The sequence below is a fragment of the Phytopseudomonas seleniipraecipitans genome (assembly GCF_900102335.1).
Taxonomy (GTDB): domain Bacteria; phylum Pseudomonadota; class Gammaproteobacteria; order Pseudomonadales; family Pseudomonadaceae; genus Aquipseudomonas; species Aquipseudomonas seleniipraecipitans.
Window position 1 is genome coordinate 147,625 of the sequence record NZ_FNBM01000007.1, and the last position, 20,917, is coordinate 168,541.

Consider the following 20,917-nt stretch of genomic DNA (forward strand, 5'->3'; position numbering starts at 1 on the left):
GAGGGTCGGCGTGGTGGATGGCAGTGCGTGAACGGTATCGGACGCGAGCAGCGCTTCCAGCGCGACGGTATACAGGTCGGTCATGCGGGTCTCCATTGCAATGCCGACACCTTTCCCCAGTTGTGCAAGCCCGTCAAGGCGCGTTCAGGAAAGGATTGAAACAGTCTGCTACGAGTTGCGCGCCCAGCTCATCGTCAAGGTGCAGGTGATGCCCGCCGGGCAGGTACTCGACCTGGATGGCGGTCTGCACCAGCCAGTCCCCCAACCCCTCTCGTTGCGCCAGCAAACCGTGCTCAGCGACCAGCAGCTTGCTGGGGCAACTTAACGCCGACACGAATGCGCGGGCATGCTTGCGGGTCAGCCGCAGCGGCGAAGGCAGCGTCAGACGATTATCGGTGCGCCAGGTGTAACCACCGGGAACCGGCATCAACCCACGCTGCGCAAGCAGCTCGGCGGCTTCGAAGCTGACATGCCCGACCCCACGCTGACGCACCTGGGCAGCCTTTTCCAGGCTTGGATAAACCGGCTTGCGCTTGGCCGGCAGCGCCAGCTGCGCGCGCAGCGAATCGGCCAGAGTGGTAACTGCCGCATCAGCCTCGGCGGTCGGCGGGATCAACCCGTCGATCAGCGCCAGGCGCTGCACCCGTTCGGGAAAAGTGGCCGCGAGCAGCAACGAGACGATCGCCCCCATGGAATGACCCAACAGGCTGAAGCGCTGCCAGCCAAACTGTTCAGCCACCAGCAGCACATCGTGCACATAGTCCCACAGCGCATAGCCGGCCCCGGGCGCACGGTGATCGGAATGGCCATGACCGGCAAAATCCAAGGCGACGATGCGCAAGCCCGACAGCTTAGGCGCCAGCCGAGCGAAGCTTGCGGCATTGTCGAGCCAGCCATGCAGGGCGATCACCGGAATGCCCTGCTCCGGGCCGTAGACCTGAGCGGCCAGTTCGATATGCGGCAGGCGCAGGCGTACCTCTTCAAAACCGAGGGTCATCGGGAGATCTCGCCAGGTGCTTGCCAGCGCTCGAAAAGCGTACGCAGCAAGCGCGCCGTCTCGCCGGGATACTCCAGGGGAAACATGTGCCCGCCGGGCAGCGTGATGAATTCACCTCGCGGCGCACGGCGCGCCATACGCCCGTGATGCGCGAGCACCACGCGACTCTGGGCACCTTTTACCAATGCCAGGGGCACCTGCAGCTGCTGTGGCCGACCGGGGCTGGTATGAGGCACGCTGCGATAGATGCTGATCTCGGTCGCTGCCTCGAAACGCAGGCGTACGCCATCTTCATGAGGGTGCAGGCCATGCTCGACGTAGGCATCCAGACACTCAGGATCGAAGCGGCTGAACAGCGACCGTTCAGCGAAATAGCGGCGCGCCTCCAGCGCATCGACAAAGGCCTCGCGTCGCCCCAGGGTTCGCCCTGCAGGCGTGAGACGATCGATAAAACCAAAGCGCTTCGCCGCGCGAATGACCATCTGATCAGTACGGGTCAATACCGGTGAGTCGAGCATTACCAGCCCGCGGTACAGATCAGGCCTGAGCAACGCAGCGTGATAATGCAGAACGCCGCCCAGCGAATGCCCTACGCCCCAGACCGGGCCTGCGCACTGTTCGAGGTGATGGAGCAGCTCATCGACCAGATTGCTCCAGTTGTCATTCACCGGGAAACGCGGGTCATGGGCATGCTGCGGCAGGTGATGTACCTGATACTCCGGCGCGAGTGCGGCGAACAGCTTGCCGTAGGTGGCCGAGGGAAAGCCATTGGCGTGGGCGAAGAAGATCAGCTGAGACATGGCCTGGGTGCTGGTGGCGGACAGTGCACCGATTGTCAGCCAGCACCTGCTAGACGGCAATGCCCGTAACGGTCAGGGAAGACGACGCTCCGGCCAAATGCCGGTTAGCGCTTGGGCGGCTGGCTACCCAACGGCACGATGGCCACGGTCAGGCGCGAGATACAGCTGGGCTTGCCGTCGTCACCACTGAGGCGAATGTCCCACACATGGGTGGTTCGCCCCAGGTGCACCGGCTTGGCCACCGCAGTGACACGCCCTGAACGCAATCCGCGCAGATGGTTGGCATTGACCTCCAGGCCGACGCAGAAGAATTTCTCCGGATCGATACACTGATAGCTGGCCGTGGAACCCAGACTCTCCGCGAGCACCACCGAGGCGCCGCCATGCAACAGACCAAACGGTTGATGAGTGCGCGTATCGACCGTCATGCTGGCAGTCATGGATTGGTCATCGAATGATTCGAAACGGATATCCAGCAATTCGCCGATGGTATTGCGTTGCGATGCGTTGATGTCGTCGAGGTTGGGGGGCTGACGCCAGAGGCTCATGGGCGATCCTTTCTGTGATGGGCTGACTCACCTGCAGCGGCAAGCTCCAGCAGATCCTGCCACACAGGCACGACCCGCGCAGCCCACTCACTGCAGATCGGGATGTGCCAGCACCTGCAGTGACATCAACCCGGCAAGCAGCTCCTCACCTTCCAGCAGCGCCAGGCTGGCCGTATGCATGGGCAATGGCTGTTGCCGATTGCCGTGCACCAGCAACCCACCGAGGGCACCGATAAAAGGTTGATGCGAGACCAGCAATATCTCGTCACCACTAAGCCTCTGCAGCTCTGCCAGACTCTCACGCGGATCGCTCTCGGGGGTCAACCAGGAAACGGTACGTAATTCGCCGGGCAACCCAAGCGCATCACGCACAAGGGCGGCCGTCTGTTGGGCGCGTACATAAGGGCTGACGTAAATCGCCTCCAGGGGAGCACCACGCAGGTGCTCAAGCGATTGCCGAACCTCGTTGCGGCCGTAATCGGTCAGCTCACGCACTTGATCGCTTCGAGCCTCGGCATGTGCCTGGCCATGGCGCAGTAACCAGACCTTCATGCCAGGCACCTCACGGCTTCGGCTCGTCGTCGTTTACAGGGTTCACAACCGGCGGCACGCTGTGTGCGGGTTCCACCTGCGCCGCACGCGGCGTTGGCCAGTCGGCGAATGGCCAGGGTTTGGACTCACTGTTGAACGTCCCGAAACGGCCGATCTGCGCCAGGTACTGGCTGAGGCTATCGCCAAAGCTCAGCAAACCGGCATGGGGGGCCTTGTAGATAAGGCGATAGATCAACTGCAGCACCACGACGCCAGCCAGCAGCAGCTCGGCGACCTGCCAGACCAGTACAAACAGCAGCATCCATACGATTCGCAGCCCGATAGGCTCGCCTTTCTGATGCTCACTCATATTCGAAACCCCTTAAAAGCCAGTGGCTGGAATGAAATCGACATCGGTTTTAGGCTCGGCGCGCATCAGCGCTTCGATGACCTGATCCAGCGTCCGCCCTTCGAACAGAATCGCATGCAACCCCGCCACCAGCGGCATATAAACCTGCAGTTCATCGGCCCTGGCTTTGAGGACCTTGATGGTGTTCACGCCTTCGGCTACCTCGCCAAGGCGCTGCACCGCATCGTCGAGGCTCAGCCCTTCACCCAGCGCGAAGCCCACTTGATAGTTGCGGCTCTTGGGTGACGAGCAGGTGACGATGAGATCGCCGACTCCGGCAAGGCCGAGGAAAGTCATCGGGTTGGCGCCCAGGTGGACGGCGAAGCGGGTCATTTCCGCCAGTGCCCGGGTGATCAACATGCTCTTGGTGTTCTCACCCATCCCCAGCGCAGCCGCCATGCCGGCGATGATCGCGTAGACATTCTTAAGCGCACCGCCGAGTTCGGCGCCGAAGCGATCAGCACTGGCATAAACGCGGAAGGTGCGACCGTGCAGCACGGCCTGCACTTCACGGCACAACGCTTCGTCTTCGCTGGCCACTACCGTCGCGGTCAGCGTGTGTGCAGCAATTTCCTTGGCCAGGTTGGGCCCCGACAGCACGCCGATACGCGCTTCAGGAGCGACCTCCTCGATGATCTGGCTCATCAGCTTGAACGTCTGCGCCTCGATGCCCTTGGTGGTGCTGACCAGCATCTTGCCGGCCAACAGCCCGGCGACCGGCTGCAGTACCTGCCGCAGCGCGCTGGATGGCAACGCCACGAAGGCCAGCGCGCAGCTGTTCAGTGCTCCGGGCAGGTCTGTGGTCGGCTCGACGCTGTCGAGCACCTTCACGCCTTTCAGGTAGCGGGGATTTTCGCGGTTCACGCGGATGGCCTCGGCCTGCACCGGGTCGCGCATCCAGTGCAGAACACGATGGCCGTTCTGCGCCAGCAGATTAGCGATGGCGGTGCCGAAGCTGCCGCCGCCAAGCACTGCGATAGGTTGCTGTTGAGTCATGACCGATCCGTAGTGAGCCTGTGGCAATGCGCGCATTATACGGCTCGCTCGTCGCACGGCCAGCGTTGCGGGCCTGGCGGCACCGCGAACTTGCAACCGAACTTAAACAGGTCTTTTAACGGCGCATGGCTGGCAACACCTCGCAGCTCGGTTAACATGCGCGCCACTGCGCGTACAGGGCCGTTGCGTGACCATCAAAGCCTCGCCTCCTCTTTCGTTTTTTTTGCTGACGCTGATAACGGCGGGCGAAGCCGCGGCCGATGATCTGTTCAGCGGCCAGGCCGTGCCGCAGGTTCTGACCGCCACGCGTTTGAAGCAATCACCCGCCGCGGTGCCCGGCAGCGTTACGGTGCTCGACAGCGCGCTGATAAAGGCCAGCGGCGCGCGTGATATCGCCGAATTGCTACGCCTGGTGCCGGGCATGATGGTTGGCTACCGCACCGGCAATCAGCCGACCCTCAACTATCACGGCTCCAGCGCGTCGGAAGCGCGGCGCCTGCAGGTCATGATCGACGGCCGCTCGGTCTATCACCCTGGTTTAGCGACCGTCGACTGGACGGATATTCCGGTGGCAATCGAGGATATCGAACGCATCGAGGTATTTCGCGGCCCGAACACCGTCAGTTACGGCGCCAACGCACTGATGGGTGTGATCAATATTTTCACCCGCCAGCCGCTGGACAGCACAGGTACCCGGCTCAAGGTCACGCGCGGCCAGCGCGGCATCGCCGACTATTACGCCAGCCAGGGCAACAGCTGGGACAGCGGCGCGCTGCGCCTGTCGATCAGCGGCCAGCAGGATGACGGCTTCGACCATGACGAAACCAACGCGCCGTATCGTGACAGCCGCCGGCTCGAGCGCATCAGCCTGTCGGTCACTCAGCAGCTGACTCCACGGCAGAGCATCGACTGGCAGCTGGCGGCCAAAGAAGGCAGCAATCAGCGCCCTTATGTGTACGAGCCGCTGTTTCCCGGAATCACGCTTGGTGATACGAATTCAGACGTTAAGGCCCGCGATCACGCCGGCTCGCTTCGCTGGAGTTTCGACCAGAGCGCCCGTCACAGCCTGTCCCTGCAGAGCTCCATACAGCACTGGGAACGCCTGGAGCATTGGCGCGCTTGCGAGGCGGAAATTGCTTTCAGCCCTCAGCTCGCCGAACTGTGGTCGCTCAATAGCGACTACGTAAGGCGCTTTACTGGCAATCCGTTCGGCCCTGTGCCCGCGGGCACCGCTCAGGAGCGCGCCTTGGCAACGCAGATTCGCCAGCAGCTGGCTTCAGGCGCAACACGCGAGGTGTGTGGCACGGCCAACCAGAACATCCGTGAAACCCGTTATGACGTGGAATTGCAGGACACCTTCAGCCTCTCCGACAACCTGCGTCTGCTCAGCGGGCTGGGGTATCGCCATGACCAGGCCGATTCGGAAACGTATTTCAGTGGTCGCCTCAGCAATCAAGTGTGGCGCCTGTTCGGCCACCTTGAATGGCATGTCGACGAACACTGGCTGCTACAGGGCGGCGCGATGCTTGAAGACGACCAGCTCACTGGCTCATCGCTAACGCCACGCCTGGCCGTCAACTACCTGATCACCCCGAAGCACGGCCTGCGCGCGGTCTATTCGCAAGCTGTCCGATCGCCCGACATGTACGAAAACAACGCCAACTCGCGCTACCGGATCCGCGGCATCCAGCCGCCGCCGTTTGGCCAGCGCGACGCCGACTATTTCCTGCATGCGCGGGGGCCAGGCAATCTCGAGCAGGAGGTTATCCGCTCCCACGAGCTGGGTTACAACGGCCTGTTCGCCGACGCCGGGCTAAGCGTAGACCTCAAACTGTTCTACGACGAAATCCACAACATGATCAGCGAGCCGCTGCGCGCTGATCGCTTCGCCCCTGACAATAGCCACCGTATGCGTTTCAGCGGTGCGGAAACGCAATTGGACTGGCAGGTCAGCAACGCCGACCGTTTGCGCCTGACTTACGCCTATGTCGACTTCAGCGCCACCAGCAAAACCGATCAGCGCCTGACCGCACGCAACAGCGGCTCAGCTGGCTGGCTGCGCGACTGGGGGATGGGATGGTCGAGCGGCCTTTTCTACTACGGCGCGGATCGCCTCAACGAACGTCGCTTCGAGCGCACCGACCTGCGCCTGGCCAAGCGCACGGCATTTGGCCGCAATAATCTGGAAGTCGCTGGCGTGCTGCAGTGGCGGCTGGATGATGAGCCGCTGACCTGGCGCGAAAACAATTATGACGATCGCCGCCTGCTCTACCTCAGCGCCGAGCTCGACTTCTAGATGGCGGCCAACCACTCGGCGACCTGGCGAAACTGCCCATGGCTGCATACCGCGCTGCTTGTGCTTTGTCTGCTGCACACGCCCGTGCGTGCAGCCGAATTACTCTTGAGCAGCGCAGGCGACACCAGTAGCCTGCAGGGTTTCGGTAACGCATTGGCCGCGGCACGTGCGCAGGATCGCGTGCGTATCGTGCCGCTGAACGACCTGCCACCTCTGAACCAAATGCCGGCCGACACGCGGCTGATTCTCTTCGGTCAACCGGCACTGGCCTGGCGCCTCAGCGCTGAACAAGGGCCGCCAACGCTGGTGTTGCAGGTGAGCAAGACCCAGGCACGTGCGACCTTCGGTGACCGCGCGCCAAGCAACCTCAGCGTGCTCTGGTCGGACGCTGCTCCCCTGCGGCAGCTTCGCCTGGCCAAGCACCTGCAACCGCATATAGGCCGAATTGGCGTACTGCATGACGCCGACAGCGCTTTTATGCTCGACGAAATCCGCCACGCTGCCGCCGCGCTTGACCTGGAGATCGTCGCCGAGGACTGGCCAAATACCCGCGACAACCGCCCGCTGCTGCACCTGCTACAACACAGTGACATCTTACTGGGCCTGGCCGACGACGATCTCTACAACCCGCAAACGGCCAAGAATCTGTTATTGACCAGTTACGCTCAGCAACGCGCGATGATCGGCCCCGGCGCCGGATTCGTTCGAGCGGGCAGCCTGGCCAGCACCTACAGCGACCAGAATGATTGGCTTGCAACGCTCAACACGCTGCTTGACCAGCCACCACAAGGTTGGCCCTCTGGTAGCTACTCGGACACATTCAAAGTGCTTGGTAATTCTCAGGTAGCACGCGCACTGGCGGTGGATCTGCCCAGCGATGAGGATCTTGCCCGGCGGATTGCAGAAGGAGAAACGCCTTGAAACTGTGGCGCGGCGGCAACATCCACATCCGCACCCAGCTCATCAGCGTCGGCCCGGCCCTGTTGCTGACGCTTTTGCTGACCGGGTTTCTGACCTTCAACCGTCTTCAGGATCTGCGTGTCGAAATCAACCACACCGGGCAACTGATCGCCAGCCAGTTGGCTCCAGCAACCGAATATGGCGTGATTTCTGGCAACCGTCAGGTGCTTGAGTCATTGCTGCAGGCGACTCTGAAGACACCACACCTGCGCTTCGTCGAAGTACGCGATCGCGACGACAACATTCTCGTCTACCTCGAACAACCCGAGCACTTGCAATCGGCCAACGGCCACCTCGATATCTTCCAGGCGCCGATCCAGCAGCAAGAAGTCGATCTCGGCACCGACTTCGTACCGCACGATGCGAGTGCCGCCACCTTCCCGTCCGGCAGCTACCTGGGTCGGGTGGTCGTTGGCGTCTCCAGTGACGCCTTCAACACGCGCCAGCAGGAGATTCTGCTCAAGGTCGCTCTGCTGGTGCTGTTCGCCCTGCTGCTGACCTTTCTGCTCGCCCGCCGCCTCGCCCGCCACCTGTCACAGCCGCTGAGTGCAATGAACGACGCGGTGAAGGCAATTCAGAGTGGCAATTACCAGACCACATTGCCGGAAGTGGGCGACGGCGAACTGGCCGTTCTCGCGCGGCATATCAACAACCTTGCCTCAGGCTTGAACAACGCCGCGCTCGAGCAGCAGCGGGCCATGACTTTGCTGATCAAGGCACGGGAAGAGTCCGAACTGGCCAACCGAGCCAAATCCGATTTTCTGGCGATGATGAGCCACGAGCTGCGCACCCCCATGAACGGCGTACTGGGCATGTTACAGCTGCTGGAAACCACCGAACTGAACCAGGAACAGCATGAATACGCCGCGCTGGCGAGCGAGTCGACTGAACACTTGCTCAAGGTCATCAATGACATTCTGGACTTTTCGCGGATCGAACGCGGTGCGCTTGAACTGGAACTCATCAGTTTCAATCTGCCGGTGCTGTTGAAAACGTCGCTGCAGGCCTTTCAGCACAGCGCACAGCAACGCGGCCTCACCTTGCATCTGGAGCTTGGCGAAGCACTGCCGTCGCTGCAGGTACAGGGCGATCCCACTCGCCTGCGGCAAATTTTGGTCAACCTGATTGGCAACGCCCTGAAATTTACCGAGCGCGGCGAAGTGCGCGTGGAGGCGAACTGGCAAGCACTGGACAACCAGGTGCTGTGGTTCACCTGCAGCGTGCATGACACCGGTATCGGCATCAGCGGCGAGCGGCTGGACACCATGTTCGACGCCTTCCAACAGGCCGACAACTCGATTTCCCGCCGTTACGGCGGCACAGGCCTGGGGTTGCCGATTGCTCGCACACTGGCAGAGCGGATGGGCGGCACGCTTACCGCGCGCAGCGAGCCCGGTCACGGGTCCTGCTTCACATTAGAGATTCCGTTGCCCTTTTCGGCTCAGCTGCCCGCGCCCCGCCCCGAGGCATCGTCGCCCGGCCCTGCGCTGCAGCAAACCCTCTCCGTGCTTCTGGTGGAAGACAACCCGGTCAACCAGACGGTAATCGAGGCCATGCTGCGCAGCCTGGGCTATCAGGTCACCCTGGTGGCCGATGGCGCCCAGGCCGTCTCGGCGGTGCAACGGGAAAGCTTCGCAGGGGTACTGATGGACTGTCGACTGCCGATCATGGACGGCTATGAAGCCACCCGGCGCATCCGCAAATTGGCGGCGATGGGCCAGGTGCCGATCATTGCTCTCACCGCCAATGCCCTGCAGGGAGACCGCGAAGCGTGCTTGCAGGCGGGAATGAACGATTACCTCGCCAAGCCGTTCAAACGTGCAGAACTACAGGAACTGCTAGACCGCTGGCTGTCACCTGACCGTTAGATGACTAGTCAGAACGACGGAAATGTTGCACGCTTGCGGGTTGAAGTGGGCACCAAAGCGGCATTTGTGACACCATTGGCCGCAGCAGAGTACAACTGTACTCACCACACTGTGACTTTCACCACAACGCAACAGTCTATGACTAGGCTGCTGGCAGGCGCATCAGAGATGCGCTGCCGGCCAGGACGATTTACCCAGCCGAGGCGCGTGGGGATTATTGAGGAGCTCGCATGACCAAACAAAACGCCTTCACCCAGGAAGACCTGTTGCGCTGCAGCCGCGGCGAACTGTTCGGCCCGGGTAATGCGCAACTGCCCGCCCCGAACATGTTGATGATGGATCGGATCGTCCACATCAGCGAAACGGGCGGCAAGTACGGCAAGGGCGAAATTGTCGCAGAGCTCGATATCAATCCTGATCTGTGGTTCTTTGGTTGCCACTTCGAAGGCGACCCGGTAATGCCTGGCTGCCTGGGCCTCGATGCCATGTGGCAGCTGGTTGGCTTCTTCCTTGGCTGGCAGGGCAACCCCGGCCGTGGCCGTGCGCTGGGTTCAGGCGAAGTCAAATTCTTCGGCCAGGTTCTGCCCACTGCCAAGAAAGTCACCTATAACATCCATATCAAACGCACCATCACTCGTTCGCTGATCTTGGCAATCGCCGATGGCACCGTGAGCGTCGATGGCCGCGAGATCTACAGTGCCGAAAGCCTGCGCGTCGGCCTGTTCACTTCCACCGACAGTTTCTAAAGGATCCTTTCCATGCGTCGCGTCGTTATTACCGGTCTAGGCATCGTTTCCTGCCTGGGCAATGACAAAGAAACCGTCTCCGCCAACCTTCGCGCTGGCCGCCCCGGTATCCGCTTCAATCCGGAATACGCCGAAAAGGGTCTGCGCAGCCACGTGTCGGGCTCCGTAGACCTGAACCTGGAAGAGTTGATCGACCGCAAGCTGTTCCGCTTCATGGGTGATGCCGCGGCCTACGCCTACCTGGCGATGGATCAGGCGATCAAGGATTCCGGGCTGAGCGAAGACCAGGTCTCGAACCCGCGTACCGGCCTGATCGCCGGCTCCGGTGGCGCCTCCACCCTGAACCAGATGGAAGCCATCGACACCCTGCGCGAGAAAGGCGTCAAGCGTGTTGGCCCGTACCGTGTAACCCGTACCATGGGCAGCACCGTTTCGGCGTGCCTGGCGACCCCGTTCAAGATCAAGGGCGTCAACTTCTCCATTTCCTCGGCCTGCGCCACCAGCGCGCATTGCATTGGCCAGGCCATGGAGCAGATCCAGCTCGGCAAGCAGGACATCGTCTTCGCCGGTGGTGGTGAGGAAGAGCACTGGAGCCAGAGCTGCCTGTTCGACGCCATGGGAGCTCTGTCCACTCAGTACAACGACACCCCGGAAAAAGCCTCCCGTGCTTACGACGCCCACCGTGACGGTTTCGTCATTGCTGGCGGCGGCGGCATGGTCGTGGTCGAAGAACTGGAACACGCTCTGGCTCGTGGCGCGAAGATCTACGCCGAAATCGTCGGCTATGGTGCGACCTCGGACGGCTACGACATGGTTGCCCCGAGTGGCGAAGGCGCGGTTCGCTGCATGCAGCAAGCCCTGGCTACCGTCGACACACCGATCGATTACCTGAACACCCACGGCACCTCGACTCCGGTCGGCGATGTCGCGGAAATGAAAGGTGTGCGCGAAGTGTTCGCCGACAAAGCGCCAGCCATCAGCTCGACCAAGAGCCTGTCCGGCCACAGCCTGGGTGCAGCCGGTGTGCACGAAGCGATCTATTGCTTGCTGATGATGGAAGGCAACTTCATCGCGGGTTCCGCCAACATCGAAGAACTGGATCCAGCAGTCGCCGATTTGCCGATCCTGCGCGAAACCCGCGAAGACGCCAAGCTGAACACCATCATGTCCAATAGCTTCGGCTTCGGTGGCACCAACGCCACTCTGATCCTGAAGCGCTGGGCCGGCAACTGATCACTGCCTGATATGAAAAACGGCGCCTTCGGGCGCCGTTTTTTATGGTTGGGACTTTCCCCCTGGGAAAACTCCCCATTACATCAAGCGACCTTAACGCACGTCGAAACGCTGCTCTGCTAGCTTACGGTCGCCCTGAAACACCAGAAAATGCCACTCGCCCGGCACCACTTCATTGCGCTCGGAAAACTCGAATGCCATGACATCTTCAGGCGCATCGGCTACCAGCTTCTGGGTAACCACGAACTTGTCGTGGCGCTGGCCATCAGCACCAATAACGCCTGGCGTGAGGTACAACAGGGTCAGCGGCTCGGCGTTGGCAGTCTTGCCCGCCAAGGTGTAACGCATGCCGAACTTGGTGCCCAATTTGGCAGGTATCACGCGGGTCTGCTCGATCTGCTGATTGGACCGGGCCAGTACCCGCTCTCCGGGCTGGAAATCTTTGTGCTGACTGACGAACACGCCGTACTCGACCGGCCCTTGCACGCTCACCTCAGCCTGGGCCAGGCCTGCGGCCAGCAACAGTGCCGTCATCGCTGCGAATCTGATGGGTTGCATCTCACGCTCCTTCTTTGGAATGGCGCGAGGTTATGACGCAGCAGTGACAACCTGATGACAATCAGCGCCGTTAGCGTGAAGCCGGCAGCGCCTCTTGAACACGTCGCGGCAGAATCGACAGGAAGTTGTCTCTGGCTACTTTATGCGCGACATCTTCGGGCAGCTCATCGAGAAAACGATCAAACCCCTGCATGTATTCACCCATGCTGTCGAAACGCCCCACGACGTCGGAGCCGATCATGAATCGCTCCGGGTACTGGCCGACCAGCTTCACCCATTTCGGATCCGGCTTGCCGCTCTCGTCGGTCAGGTAGGGCCTGAGCATCGTCCATGACAAATCAATGTACAGGTTCGGGTAGCTTTCCAGCATGCGCTCCAGGGTGTCGAAGAGAAACTCCAGTTTCTCCTGATGACGATGAATCTCCATGCTCGTGCCGGCGTGGGCCCAGATGAAACGCACGTGCGGGTGATTACGCAGCGGCTCCTCCATCTCCTGCAGATAGAGTGGATTACGCTCGCGCTTGGAGGTGATGTTGGAATGCACCATCACCGGCAGATCATATTCCGCCGCCAGGTGATAGACACGCGTCATCGCCTCGTTGTTGGCGCGCGGTGTGCTGCCCTCAATCAGCGAGGTGAGGTCATCGTGGCGCGTGAATACCTCGCCAATGCCCTGCCAGAGCCCGGGGTCGAGTTCGAGCATGCGGCGGATATGCGCATCGGAATTCTTGTCGTTGGGATTGAAGCCGGACAAAAACGGATGGAAGCGGTGACGCTGCGCCTCGGGCACCTGTTTGTAGGCGTGGGCGATCAGCACATCGGTGGCGCTGTACCAGTAGGCGGCGGCGTCGTCACCCGCGTAGTAGCGCGGGCGCTTGGGCTCGTCTTCGTGCCATTTCTTGGCGACAGGTATGCCGGAGAACATCACGTGATCAACGCCAGCCTCATCCATGCGCTGCAGCAGCGTGTCCATGCCAGCGCTTTCCTGGAAAAAATCGACGTAATGGAGATGGGCATCGCTGTAGCGATACTCACGCGCCTCCACAAAGCCGGCCAGCAGCCCTGCAGACAATAAAAAACCTAGACGAATCAGTTGCATGCGGGCGTCCTCCTGACGATGAGCAGCATAGACTGCGGCCGCTTCGGTCAAGTTCAGCCCATATCGCGAATCTGCCAAGGGGCCGATGAGACTATTTGTTTCATTGCTTAGGCATCCGTAGCGGCTTGTCTCGGGTATAACCCTTGGCACCTTCAGGACGCAGCCTATGACAGGACGCCGGCATGTCTGACCCGATATTCGATTACGAAAGCACCCTGGAAGCTTGTGCCCGCGACGACGAGCGCGCCTTCCACGCGCTGTACCGCCAGGAAGCCCCGCAGATGCTCGGGCTGGCGATCAGCTTGCTGGGCCAACGCGAGCCCGCCGAGGATTGTCTGCACGATGCCTTTGTGCAGATCTGGCGTAATGCAGGGCGATTCCAGCGCTCGCTCGGCAGCGGCCGTGCATGGATATACAGCATCCTGCGCTATCGCGCGTTGAATCAGTTACGCCAACGCGGCCGTACCGTGGAGCTGAGTGACGAGATTGCTGACCACTTGGTCGACGAGAGTCTCTCCGCCGCGCAGCAGCACGAACAACAGGCAGACAAACGCCACCTGCGCGGCTGCCTGCAGAAACTCGAACGCCCACGGCGCCATCCGATTCTGCTGGCGTTTTACCGGGGGCTGACCCATGAACAGATCGCGGCGCGCTTGACGACCCCATTGGGCACTATCAAAGGGCGTATTCGCAGCGGTCTGCGCGCACTCCAGGAGTGTTTGCAACGATGATAAGCACCGACCCCGCAGAACGCCGAGCGCTCATCGGCGAGTATGTCCTGGGCCTGCTCGAGCAGGATCAGGCCCGGGAAATTGCCGAGCTGATAGCGCGCGACCCGCAGGCTGCGGCCATGGCACTGGAATGGGAGCAACACTTTCTCGAGCTCAGTGACCGGCTTGATCCCAGCACGCCCTCGCCCGGCCTCTGGCCACGTGTTCAGGAGACATTGAACCTGGGCCGCCGGGTCAGCCGCTGGCAGGCCTGGTGGTCGGACCTGACGACATGGCGCTTGACCAGCGCGGCCTTGGCGATGGCACTGATCATCGCTTTGCTGCCGATGCCGTGGCGTAGCGAAACACCGCCGGCTATTTACACCGCCGTTCTGCAGCCCCCGGGCGAAGCAGCAGCGCCTGGCTGGGTAGTTCATATCGACGCGAGCGGTACCTTGGTGCTCGACCCGTTACGCGAGGATCAGGTGGTGGCGGATCGCTCGGTGCAGTTCTGGACGCTTGTTGATCCGAAGGATGGCCCCCGCTCGCTCGGCCTGGTCGAGCCAGGCGAACGGCTGACCCTGTCAGCCGAGCAGATCGGCGCAGTGCGTGCCGGTCAGCTCTTTGAACTGACCCTGGAGCCGTCCGGTGGCTCGCCGTTGAACAGGCCAACAGGTGAAGTGCTGTATATCGGGCGCGCGGTCGTGGCGGCTCTGGACTGACTGGATGCAGCCCAGGAGACGGCAGATGTAAATAAATATGTCTGTCGACATCTGTAGCGCCATCTCATGGGTATTGATAACAGGTGCTTCATCACGGTGCCTGGATGCGAGCGCGAAGAGACCTTCGCGCCTTACCCATAGAGAGGACGCTCATGAACATTTCCAAGAAAATGCTCGGTATCGCCATCACCACCGCTGCCCTGGGCTGTGCTACTGCCAATGCCGATGATCTGCTGGCCTTGAGTTCCAGCGGCAAATTGCTGCACATCGACACCAAAACCCTCATGGTTGCCTCTGACGTGAAACTCAGCGGCGTCTCCAGCCTACGCGGCATCGATGTACGTCCGGCGAATGGCTGGATTTATGGCCTGGACGACGGCGGACAGCTCTACACCGTTGACGCGAAAAGTGGCAAAGCCAGCAAAGTTGCCAAGCTCAATCAGGCACTGACCGGGAAGGGCCAGGCCGTGGTCGATTTCAACCCGGTGGCAGACCGCCTGCGCCTGATGTCCGTGGACGGCACTAATCTGCGCGTCAATGTCGAGAGCGGTGAGGCCGTGGTCGATGGCAAGGTCGCCTACGCCAAAGATGGCCCCTACGCAGGCAAGACCGCCAAGGTAATGGCCGGCGCCTACACCAATTCCTACAAGGGTACCGAGAAGACCGCGCTGTACACCGTTGATCTGGCCAGCGGCAATCTGATGCTGCAGAACCCGCCAAATGATGGCGTCCAGCAGGTGGTTGGCAAGATCGCCGATGGCCTGAAGAGCGCAGCACTGGATATCAAGAGTGACGGTAAAGGCGGCAACACCGCTTACCTGTTGACTGGCACTACCCTGCACCAGGTCAATCTGGAAACGGGCAAGGCCAGCGCGCTGGGCGAGATCAAGAACTTGCCTGACGACATCATCGACATCGCAGTTCTGCCCGCGATGTAAAAGGCATCGAGGGAGGGCCGCCCGGCTCTCCCTCGTCGCGATCGACGTTACTCGAACACTTCATCCAGCAGATTGTTCATCGCCTGAAAGGCACGCGCCGCAACCACAGGATGGTATTGATTGCTGCCCGGCGTGTTGGCCTGTGGGTTAGTGAACGAATGCACCGCGCCGCCGTAGCTGACCAGTTGCCAGTCGGTTTTACTCGCTTTCATCTCCGCCACGAACCCATCGACCTGTTCCTGCGGTACAGCCGGATCATCTGCGCCGTGCAGCACCAGCACCGGTGCCTTGATGTTGTTGGCATCTGCCGGGTTGGGCGTATCCAGGTTGCCATGGAACGACACGAACGCCTTCAGCGGAGCGCCCGAGCGCGCCAGCTCCAGCACAGTTCCGCCGCCGAAGCAGAAACCGATCGCGCCCAATTGAGCCGTGTCCAGCGCGACCTGACTGGTTTGCGCCTTAAGCACCTCGACAGCCGCATTCGCACGCTTGCGCATCAGCGCCCGATCACTGCGCACGGTAGTTGCCGCTGCCTTGGCTTCGTCAGCATTAGTGGGGCGAATGGCCTTGCCGTACATATCGGCCATGAACACCACGTACTTGTCGCCAGCCGCGCGGGCGGCCTTCTGGGCCGACGCATCGTTGACGCCCATCCAGTTGGGCACCATCAGCAACCCAGGACGTGGATCGGTCACCGCGTCATCGTAGATCAGCATGCCTTCGAACGGTTCGCCATCGATCTCATAAGGAACGTTTTTAACCACCACACCCGCTTCGGCCAGCCCGGCCAGCCCCAGCAACGCAACCGACAACAGTGACTTCTTCATCGCTTGTCTCCCAACGTGCATGTGCTCTCTCGATACAGCCGAAGCTGCGCCCAGCTGACAAGAAAGCACATTTGCGGCGCCAGGGAAATCATTGCACCGCGGCCAGCCGGCGAATCAGACCGCGGTGAACAATGTCTCGATCTGTTCCTGCGCAGCGCGCAACGCATTGGCTTTCGGCTCTTCGCCATAAGCCAGGCCTTCGGCACGCACTACCTGGATATCAGTGATGCCGAGGAAGCGCAGCACCAAGATCAGGTAATCCTCATGAGCCTGGCCACTGGCTTGCCCGGCGTGCAGACCACCCGCGGTTGAGGCGATGATCACTTTCTTGCCGCCAGCCAACCCCTTCGGACCGTTTTCATCATAGGCAAAGGTTTTGCCAGCGACCGAGATGCGATCAATCCACGCCTTCAGCTGGCTAGGGATCGAAAAGTTATACATCGGAGCACCAATCACGATCGCATCGGCAGCCAGGAACTCTTCCAGGGTTTTCTCGGCCAGTGCCATTTCATGAGCCTGAGCGGCATCACGCAGCTCCGCAGGTGTACCACCAGCCACCAGGCTGGCGGCCGAGAAATGGCCCAGGGCATCGCTGGCAAGGTCGCGGTAGCTAATCTGGATATCGGCCCGGCCGTTCTTCCAGGCATCAACTACTGAGGCGCTGAGCTGGCGGGAAGCGGAAGCGTTGCCAAGGATGCTGGAATCGAGATGGAGAAGTTTCATGGGGAGGTTCCTGAAGCAGAAGGTGGTCATTGGATGTTCGATGGCGTTAATCCTACCCATGATTACAATCTACGATTAGTCAGCAAAAATGCGATGATGCGTTCTACTGATAGGACAAACCCTGCCCTTCTCCAGGGAGCGCGCCATGCAGGACCTCAACGTTTTCCTAGACGAACCACTTACCCCCCTGAAATTGATCAAATAGCCCCCTTTCCTCTCTTGATAATTAGAGCCACACCACCATCACCGAACCTTGAGCCTCAACATAACCAGCTGTGCCTGGCTGAATCCTGTTCACTTTCTAATGTAGATGACTCACCAACAGGATTGGCAGGCGAAGTGGATCGTCTTGGTTTGCTTGAATAACTCAACTATTGAGAAGAGAAGAAGGCCATGGGAGAGACTACGACATACTTCCCTGAATGCCATGAACGTTCTGTGCGCATGGTTCTAGGGAGCATCTGAACGACTATCTGTTTCACTTCAAAACCACAGAGGTCATTGGCCCGAAGATTGGCTGTTCGAGTCAAACGCTGCATGCATGATTTCCCCCCCCCCTCAGACTGACGCAGGCTAGCGTCAAAGGCCTACCATCGAAGAGCGCGAACGCACCATGGCCTAGAGCGCGAGAAGCCAACCAAAATCCTACAGTCTGGCCAGTGAGTATTTTGCAAAGGCAGATCTCAGTGGGTAGGCCTTCTTGGAGGGCCCAAGTCCCGAGGACTATTGTTGATCAGTATCGTGCCCACTTCAGAGTCGAACCAGTCTCTTGTGACTTCAGACCCCGGTCGGATTGCCACTGACATACGGCGTAACTGGAGGCGTTAAGCTTAGAGATTCAGCGCAATAGGTACGTCAACGGACAATGCTAGGGGCACAGGTACTGCAAGAGAATATCTAAGCGTGCGGCGTCCACTGAATCGCGTCCAGCGCCACTTCTATGTCTGCCGAACCAGCTATCGCTGTCGGATCTTGCCTAAGTCTCGATCCAAGGAAGCTGGCTACGTGTGGCGTTCGCGATTGACCTACTTCGAGCTACGTATCAGTGGCTGGAGAGTCAGTACCAGCATGAGAATAGATTTCGTGCTGGATAGCCTGAGAAAAGCTCTGGGCCCCCGGAAACCGCATCGCACAAGCTCCATAGCAATAGGGGTACGATCCGCCACACAGGAGATGGTGGGAGAGGCTCGTATAAAGCCTACGTCGGCAGCTATGAGTACAGCAGCTATAATACTTAGGTCGAGTCCATAACGGACAGTACAAAGCCGAGCTATTCTGCAGGGATGGCAACGTTTAGAAGGGGCGGTTGCAGGAGCTGAGTGCAACACGGTTATTGAATTGACGCTGGAGCAGCGTGCCGCATAGCCATGGCTTCCTGCATCAGCTTACCCATAACTTCGATTGGGCATTTGAAGTCGAAGCGCTTACGTGGACGCATGTTCAATTGCAGCGCGATGGCATCCAGTTCTTCCTGGCTGTGTACCGACAGGTCTGTGCCTTTTGGCAGGTACTGGCGGATCAGGCCATTTATGTTTTCGTTGCTGCCGCGCTGCCAGGGGCTGTGCGGGTCGCAGAAGTAGATTGCCACCCCGGTTTGCTGGGTGATTTCAGCATGGCGCGCCATTTCTCGGCCCTGGTCGTAGGTCATGCTCTTGCGCATTGCCAGCGGCATGCCATTGAGCGCGGCGCTGAAGCCCTCCATCGCCGAGGTCGCCGTCGCGTCGTTCATCTTTACCAGCATCAGGTAGCCACTGGTGCGCTCCACCAGCGTGCCTACCGACGAGGCGTTGGCCTTGCCCTTGATCAGGTCGCCTTCCCAATGCCCTGGCATCAGCCGGTCTTCGATCTCCGGCGGACGCACATGAATGCTGACCATCTCAGGGATCTGGCCGCGCCGATCCACACCGCCAGAGCGCGGTCTGCGAGTCGTCTTGCTTTGGCGAAGGCAGATGATCAGCTCCTTGCGCAGTTCACCGACCGGCAGGGCATAGATCGCGTTATAGATCGTCTCGCGACAGACGTAGGCCTCTCTGAGGCTGGGAATATTCATGCTGCGCAGCTTGCCGGCAATCTGCTCGGGAGACAAACGCTCACGCAGCATATGAGCCACCAGCTCGAAGCGCTCGCTACCCGGCAACAGCTTTCGTATCGGTCGACAAACCTGACGGCGGGCCTGCATCTGCTGCTGGGCCACGCGGGCGGAGTAGCCACCACTGGCATCTCGATTGCGGCGCAGCTCTCGGCTGATGGTCGAAGGCGATCGGTTGATCAAGCAGGCAATCCTACGCAGGCTGAAACCTTGGGCATGACCGATTTGAATGATGGCGCGCTCTTCAACGCTGAGTTCGGAGTAAGACATGGGGGCAGCACCGTATCGGAAAGATCAGGTGTTGCACTCAGTTTTTGCCGCCGCCAGGGTTCATCGGGTACGGCAACCGGCTCCTATTGAGATCCAATTAGTGTATTTCTTCAGAGGCTGAATAAACTTACGCCTGCAGCAAGCGGGTCAGGCTACAACTGCCTGACCTTAACAAAATTTAATCCACAAAGACGGGGCGATTCACTCAAAGCCATTAGTGTTATGAGTCAAAACGATAATATTGACGTATCGTTGTCATAGTTCGACGCTCAAACTCTTCCTCGCTTAGGAGATTGAGCCTGAACTCTGATTCATAATCGTCCAGTTGCCTAAGCATGTCTGAAGCAGCTGCCTGCGCCAAAGTCGCGGCCACTACCTTTTCCATCCGGGCAAGCTCGCGAAACGCAATGTGAATATAATGATCAAGGCTTTCAACAAGCTTATGCCCCGTCCACTCTTGAAGTACCCTTTTTATCACATCCGCATTGGCAATTGCCCGCCTCATAACGTCAGTGTTTTCAAGATCATATTTCACGATCAAATCTTTGAACTTTTCCGTAATAAACCTATGCCTAAACATATGAGGATGAGCACGAGAAGAAATACCGGCTAACTTTCTAAGATCGCTAATATCATTAGTAACGGTGTCAATAGCAAGTGGTTCACACGACACAGAATTCAAAAATAAAAATCCGTGATCAACAAAGTTTGCATTCAACTCCTTAGCCCTCTCTATCATCTCAGCTCTTTCGTTTTCAATATAGTTAACCCAGGAGTCAATCACAATATGGGGAACAGGCAGCACTCGGTAACCCTTATTTCCTTTGACAGAAGGAATGCGCATTAGAGGGTGTGTAACTCCAGATCGATAAGCCTTCATGACATCTTCGATCCTGATTCGTGCAGCTTCTGCTCGACGACATCCAGTATTATTTAAAACAGATATAAGTAACTTTAACCGTGCAGCAACTTTAGGAGACCTGGACTTTGCGGCAAGTCTTAAATCGGCAATCGCTGACGGCTCAATCGGACTACGGCGGTTATCGGAGCTTGCTAAGGGAAAGCTTGCGTGGTACCAAAAAATCTTCCTATATAGAGAAGGCCTTTCTCGACGTTGATCTGGCTCAATTTTATACCCCTTAACAATGCCTTTTTTTGAAACGTACCCTTCAAAACCAAATTCTTCTGTTATAACCGAAAGAAAATCCAAACAACGTGACGCGATGTCCCTCACCGTATTTTCAACTCGTACGCGCTCACCATCAGGATAAACCTCTGAGCACAGCCCCTTAACGAACAACCCAAAGTACTTGTCAGTTATCGTAGTAACAGTCATCCGATTAAGCTCTAGAAAACGAATTAAAAAACTTATTTGCATCGCATATTGACGCGCACTGCCCCCCTTATTACTAAGGGATACCCGTCCATCACACCATAGACCTAAGAGGTAAAAGTTCACTTCAAAACAAAATCTTCCGGACGTCCAAAAAAAGCAGGGCATACCCTCTGCATCGCGCGCTCTTAAATCAGCTTGCGTCAATCCTGTAGGCAGCGCTGCTCCTTGAGAAAGAGGTCGATGCATCTGTCTTTTGCTCAT

21 protein-coding genes are annotated in these 20,917 nt (G+C 59.2%); 9 read left to right on the forward strand and 12 right to left on the reverse strand.

Features of this window, described 5'->3' with window-relative positions:
• Nucleotides 1-133: 133 nt before the first annotated feature.
• The 6 genes from BLS60_RS15635 to BLS60_RS15660 all read right to left on the reverse strand — a co-directional run bounded on the left by BLS60_RS15635 (nucleotide 134) and on the right by BLS60_RS15660 (nucleotide 4,281).
• A complete protein-coding gene (locus tag BLS60_RS15635; protein WP_070883050.1) occupies nucleotides 134-997 on the reverse strand; it encodes an alpha/beta fold hydrolase in 864 nt (287 codons plus the stop codon).
• Nucleotides 994-1,797 carry an alpha/beta fold hydrolase gene (locus BLS60_RS15640; protein WP_092369760.1) on the reverse strand — a complete coding sequence of 268 codons (804 nt, stop codon included), beginning with the start codon at nucleotides 1,795-1,797 and terminating at the stop codon, nucleotides 994-996. The genes BLS60_RS15635 and BLS60_RS15640 overlap by 4 nt, the downstream gene beginning before the upstream one ends.
• A gap of 104 nt (nucleotides 1,798-1,901) precedes the next feature.
• Complete coding sequence (locus BLS60_RS15645; RefSeq protein ID WP_092369763.1) at nucleotides 1,902-2,345, reverse strand: hotdog fold thioesterase; 444 nt, start codon at nucleotides 2,343-2,345, stop codon at nucleotides 1,902-1,904.
• An 87-nt stretch (nucleotides 2,346-2,432) separates the two neighbouring features.
• Nucleotides 2,433-2,897 carry a phosphohistidine phosphatase SixA gene (sixA, locus tag BLS60_RS15650; RefSeq protein WP_092369766.1) on the reverse strand — a complete coding sequence of 155 codons (465 nt, stop codon included), beginning with the start codon at nucleotides 2,895-2,897 and terminating at the stop codon, nucleotides 2,433-2,435.
• A 10-nt stretch (nucleotides 2,898-2,907) separates the two neighbouring features.
• Entirely contained in the window at nucleotides 2,908-3,246 is a 339-nt protein-coding gene (locus BLS60_RS15655; protein WP_092369769.1) for a DUF4389 domain-containing protein, read from the reverse strand.
• Nucleotides 3,247-3,258: 12 nt separating this feature from the next.
• A complete protein-coding gene (locus tag BLS60_RS15660) occupies nucleotides 3,259-4,281 on the reverse strand; it encodes an NAD(P)H-dependent glycerol-3-phosphate dehydrogenase (protein WP_070883045.1) in 1,023 nt (340 codons plus the stop codon).
• A 187-nt stretch (nucleotides 4,282-4,468) separates the two neighbouring features.
• Between BLS60_RS15660 and BLS60_RS15665 the strand changes: the two genes are divergently transcribed.
• From BLS60_RS15665 to fabB, 5 genes are all read left to right on the forward strand, one after another.
• Nucleotides 4,469-6,577 carry a TonB-dependent receptor plug domain-containing protein gene (locus BLS60_RS15665; protein ID WP_244153420.1) on the forward strand — a complete coding sequence of 703 codons (2,109 nt, stop codon included), beginning with the start codon at nucleotides 4,469-4,471 and terminating at the stop codon, nucleotides 6,575-6,577.
• Nucleotides 6,578-7,498, forward strand: coding sequence for an ABC transporter substrate-binding protein (locus BLS60_RS15670; protein WP_092369772.1), 921 nt, complete (start codon nucleotides 6,578-6,580; stop codon nucleotides 7,496-7,498).
• Nucleotides 7,495-9,405 carry an ATP-binding protein gene (locus BLS60_RS15675; protein ID WP_092369775.1) on the forward strand — a complete coding sequence of 637 codons (1,911 nt, stop codon included), beginning with the start codon at nucleotides 7,495-7,497 and terminating at the stop codon, nucleotides 9,403-9,405. Before BLS60_RS15670 ends, BLS60_RS15675 begins: the two co-directional genes overlap by 4 nt.
• 230 nt (nucleotides 9,406-9,635) lie before the next feature.
• A complete protein-coding gene (fabA, locus tag BLS60_RS15680; protein WP_070883041.1) occupies nucleotides 9,636-10,151 on the forward strand; it encodes a 3-hydroxyacyl-[acyl-carrier-protein] dehydratase FabA in 516 nt (171 codons plus the stop codon).
• A 12-nt stretch (nucleotides 10,152-10,163) separates the two neighbouring features.
• A complete protein-coding gene (gene fabB / locus BLS60_RS15685; RefSeq protein WP_092369778.1) occupies nucleotides 10,164-11,384 on the forward strand; it encodes a beta-ketoacyl-ACP synthase I in 1,221 nt (406 codons plus the stop codon).
• 93 nt (nucleotides 11,385-11,477) lie between these two features.
• On the opposite strand, the gene BLS60_RS15690 is transcribed toward fabB, so the two are convergent.
• Nucleotides 11,478-11,942, reverse strand: a complete 465-nt coding sequence (locus BLS60_RS15690) for a DUF3859 domain-containing protein (RefSeq protein WP_092369780.1) — start codon at nucleotides 11,940-11,942, stop codon at nucleotides 11,478-11,480.
• Between the two features lie 70 nt (nucleotides 11,943-12,012).
• Entirely contained in the window at nucleotides 12,013-13,041 is a 1,029-nt protein-coding gene (locus tag BLS60_RS15695; protein WP_092369783.1) for an amidohydrolase family protein, read from the reverse strand.
• A gap of 182 nt (nucleotides 13,042-13,223) precedes the next feature.
• Here BLS60_RS15695 and BLS60_RS15700 point away from each other — a divergent pair, with 182 nt between their 5' ends.
• The 3 genes from BLS60_RS15700 to BLS60_RS15710 all read left to right on the forward strand — a co-directional run bounded on the left by BLS60_RS15700 (nucleotide 13,224) and on the right by BLS60_RS15710 (nucleotide 15,411).
• Complete coding sequence (locus tag BLS60_RS15700) at nucleotides 13,224-13,772, forward strand: sigma-70 family RNA polymerase sigma factor (protein WP_092369786.1); 549 nt, start codon at nucleotides 13,224-13,226, stop codon at nucleotides 13,770-13,772.
• Nucleotides 13,769-14,473 (forward strand): anti-sigma factor, encoded by a 705-nt coding sequence (locus BLS60_RS15705; RefSeq protein ID WP_092369789.1) that lies wholly within the window; start codon nucleotides 13,769-13,771, stop codon nucleotides 14,471-14,473. The genes BLS60_RS15700 and BLS60_RS15705 overlap by 4 nt, the downstream gene beginning before the upstream one ends.
• Before the next feature lie 152 nt (nucleotides 14,474-14,625).
• Nucleotides 14,626-15,411 (forward strand): DUF4394 domain-containing protein, encoded by a 786-nt coding sequence (locus BLS60_RS15710; protein WP_092369792.1) that lies wholly within the window; start codon nucleotides 14,626-14,628, stop codon nucleotides 15,409-15,411.
• 47 nt (nucleotides 15,412-15,458) lie between these two features.
• Here the strand turns inward: BLS60_RS15710 and BLS60_RS15715 are convergent, their stop codons facing one another.
• Nucleotides 15,459-16,238 (reverse strand): dienelactone hydrolase family protein, encoded by a 780-nt coding sequence (locus BLS60_RS15715; RefSeq protein ID WP_092369795.1) that lies wholly within the window; start codon nucleotides 16,236-16,238, stop codon nucleotides 15,459-15,461.
• Nucleotides 16,239-16,352: 114 nt separating this feature from the next.
• Entirely contained in the window at nucleotides 16,353-16,961 is a 609-nt protein-coding gene (locus BLS60_RS15720; protein ID WP_092369799.1) for an FMN-dependent NADH-azoreductase, read from the reverse strand.
• Between BLS60_RS15720 and BLS60_RS21355 the strand changes: the two genes are divergently transcribed.
• On the forward strand, nucleotides 16,947-17,327 hold the full coding sequence (locus BLS60_RS21355; protein ID WP_143024609.1) for a hypothetical protein: 381 nt from the start codon (nucleotides 16,947-16,949) through the stop codon (nucleotides 17,325-17,327). The two genes, BLS60_RS15720 and BLS60_RS21355, sit on opposite strands and share 15 nt — an antisense overlap.
• Before the next feature lie 964 nt (nucleotides 17,328-18,291).
• Here the strand turns inward: BLS60_RS21355 and BLS60_RS15725 are convergent.
• Both BLS60_RS15725 and BLS60_RS15730 read right to left on the reverse strand, forming a co-directional pair.
• The gene (locus BLS60_RS15725; RefSeq protein ID WP_092369802.1) at nucleotides 18,292-19,320 is read right to left on the reverse strand and encodes an IS30 family transposase; all 1,029 of its coding nucleotides are present in this window, start codon (nucleotides 19,318-19,320) and stop codon (nucleotides 18,292-18,294) included.
• A 220-nt stretch (nucleotides 19,321-19,540) separates the two neighbouring features.
• On the reverse strand, nucleotides 19,541-20,917 hold the full coding sequence (locus BLS60_RS15730; protein ID WP_092369805.1) for a tyrosine-type recombinase/integrase: 1,377 nt from the start codon (nucleotides 20,915-20,917) through the stop codon (nucleotides 19,541-19,543).

Excerpts from the sequence above, each read along its gene's own strand:
- BLS60_RS15635 (WP_070883050.1), bottom strand. The coding sequence starts at position 997 with ATGACCCTCGGTTTTGAAGAGGTACGCCTGCGCCTGCCGCATATCGAA.
- BLS60_RS15640 (WP_092369760.1), bottom strand. The coding sequence starts at position 1,797 with ATGTCTCAGCTGATCTTCTTCGCCCACGCCAATGGCTTTCCCTCGGCC.
- BLS60_RS15645 (WP_092369763.1), bottom strand. The coding sequence starts at position 2,345 with ATGAGCCTCTGGCGTCAGCCCCCCAACCTCGACGACATCAACGCATCG.
- sixA (WP_092369766.1), bottom strand. The coding sequence starts at position 2,897 with ATGAAGGTCTGGTTACTGCGCCATGGCCAGGCACATGCCGAGGCTCGA.
- BLS60_RS15655 (WP_092369769.1), bottom strand. The coding sequence starts at position 3,246 with ATGAGTGAGCATCAGAAAGGCGAGCCTATCGGGCTGCGAATCGTATGG.
- BLS60_RS15660 (WP_070883045.1), bottom strand. The coding sequence starts at position 4,281 with ATGACTCAACAGCAACCTATCGCAGTGCTTGGCGGCGGCAGCTTCGGC.
- BLS60_RS15670 (WP_092369772.1), top strand. The coding sequence starts at position 6,578 with ATGGCGGCCAACCACTCGGCGACCTGGCGAAACTGCCCATGGCTGCAT.
- fabA (WP_070883041.1), top strand. The coding sequence starts at position 9,636 with ATGACCAAACAAAACGCCTTCACCCAGGAAGACCTGTTGCGCTGCAGC.
- fabB (WP_092369778.1), top strand. The coding sequence starts at position 10,164 with ATGCGTCGCGTCGTTATTACCGGTCTAGGCATCGTTTCCTGCCTGGGC.
- BLS60_RS15690 (WP_092369780.1), bottom strand. The coding sequence starts at position 11,942 with ATGCAACCCATCAGATTCGCAGCGATGACGGCACTGTTGCTGGCCGCA.
- BLS60_RS15695 (WP_092369783.1), bottom strand. The coding sequence starts at position 13,041 with ATGCAACTGATTCGTCTAGGTTTTTTATTGTCTGCAGGGCTGCTGGCC.
- BLS60_RS15700 (WP_092369786.1), top strand. The coding sequence starts at position 13,224 with ATGTCTGACCCGATATTCGATTACGAAAGCACCCTGGAAGCTTGTGCC.
- BLS60_RS15705 (WP_092369789.1), top strand. The coding sequence starts at position 13,769 with ATGATAAGCACCGACCCCGCAGAACGCCGAGCGCTCATCGGCGAGTAT.
- BLS60_RS15710 (WP_092369792.1), top strand. The coding sequence starts at position 14,626 with ATGAACATTTCCAAGAAAATGCTCGGTATCGCCATCACCACCGCTGCC.
- BLS60_RS15715 (WP_092369795.1), bottom strand. The coding sequence starts at position 16,238 with ATGAAGAAGTCACTGTTGTCGGTTGCGTTGCTGGGGCTGGCCGGGCTG.
- BLS60_RS21355 (WP_143024609.1), top strand. The coding sequence starts at position 16,947 with ATGGAGAAGTTTCATGGGGAGGTTCCTGAAGCAGAAGGTGGTCATTGG.
- BLS60_RS15720 (WP_092369799.1), bottom strand. The coding sequence starts at position 16,961 with ATGAAACTTCTCCATCTCGATTCCAGCATCCTTGGCAACGCTTCCGCT.
- BLS60_RS15725 (WP_092369802.1), bottom strand. The coding sequence starts at position 19,320 with ATGTCTTACTCCGAACTCAGCGTTGAAGAGCGCGCCATCATTCAAATC.
- BLS60_RS15730 (WP_092369805.1), bottom strand. The coding sequence starts at position 20,917 with ATGAGCAAAAGACAGATGCATCGACCTCTTTCTCAAGGAGCAGCGCTG.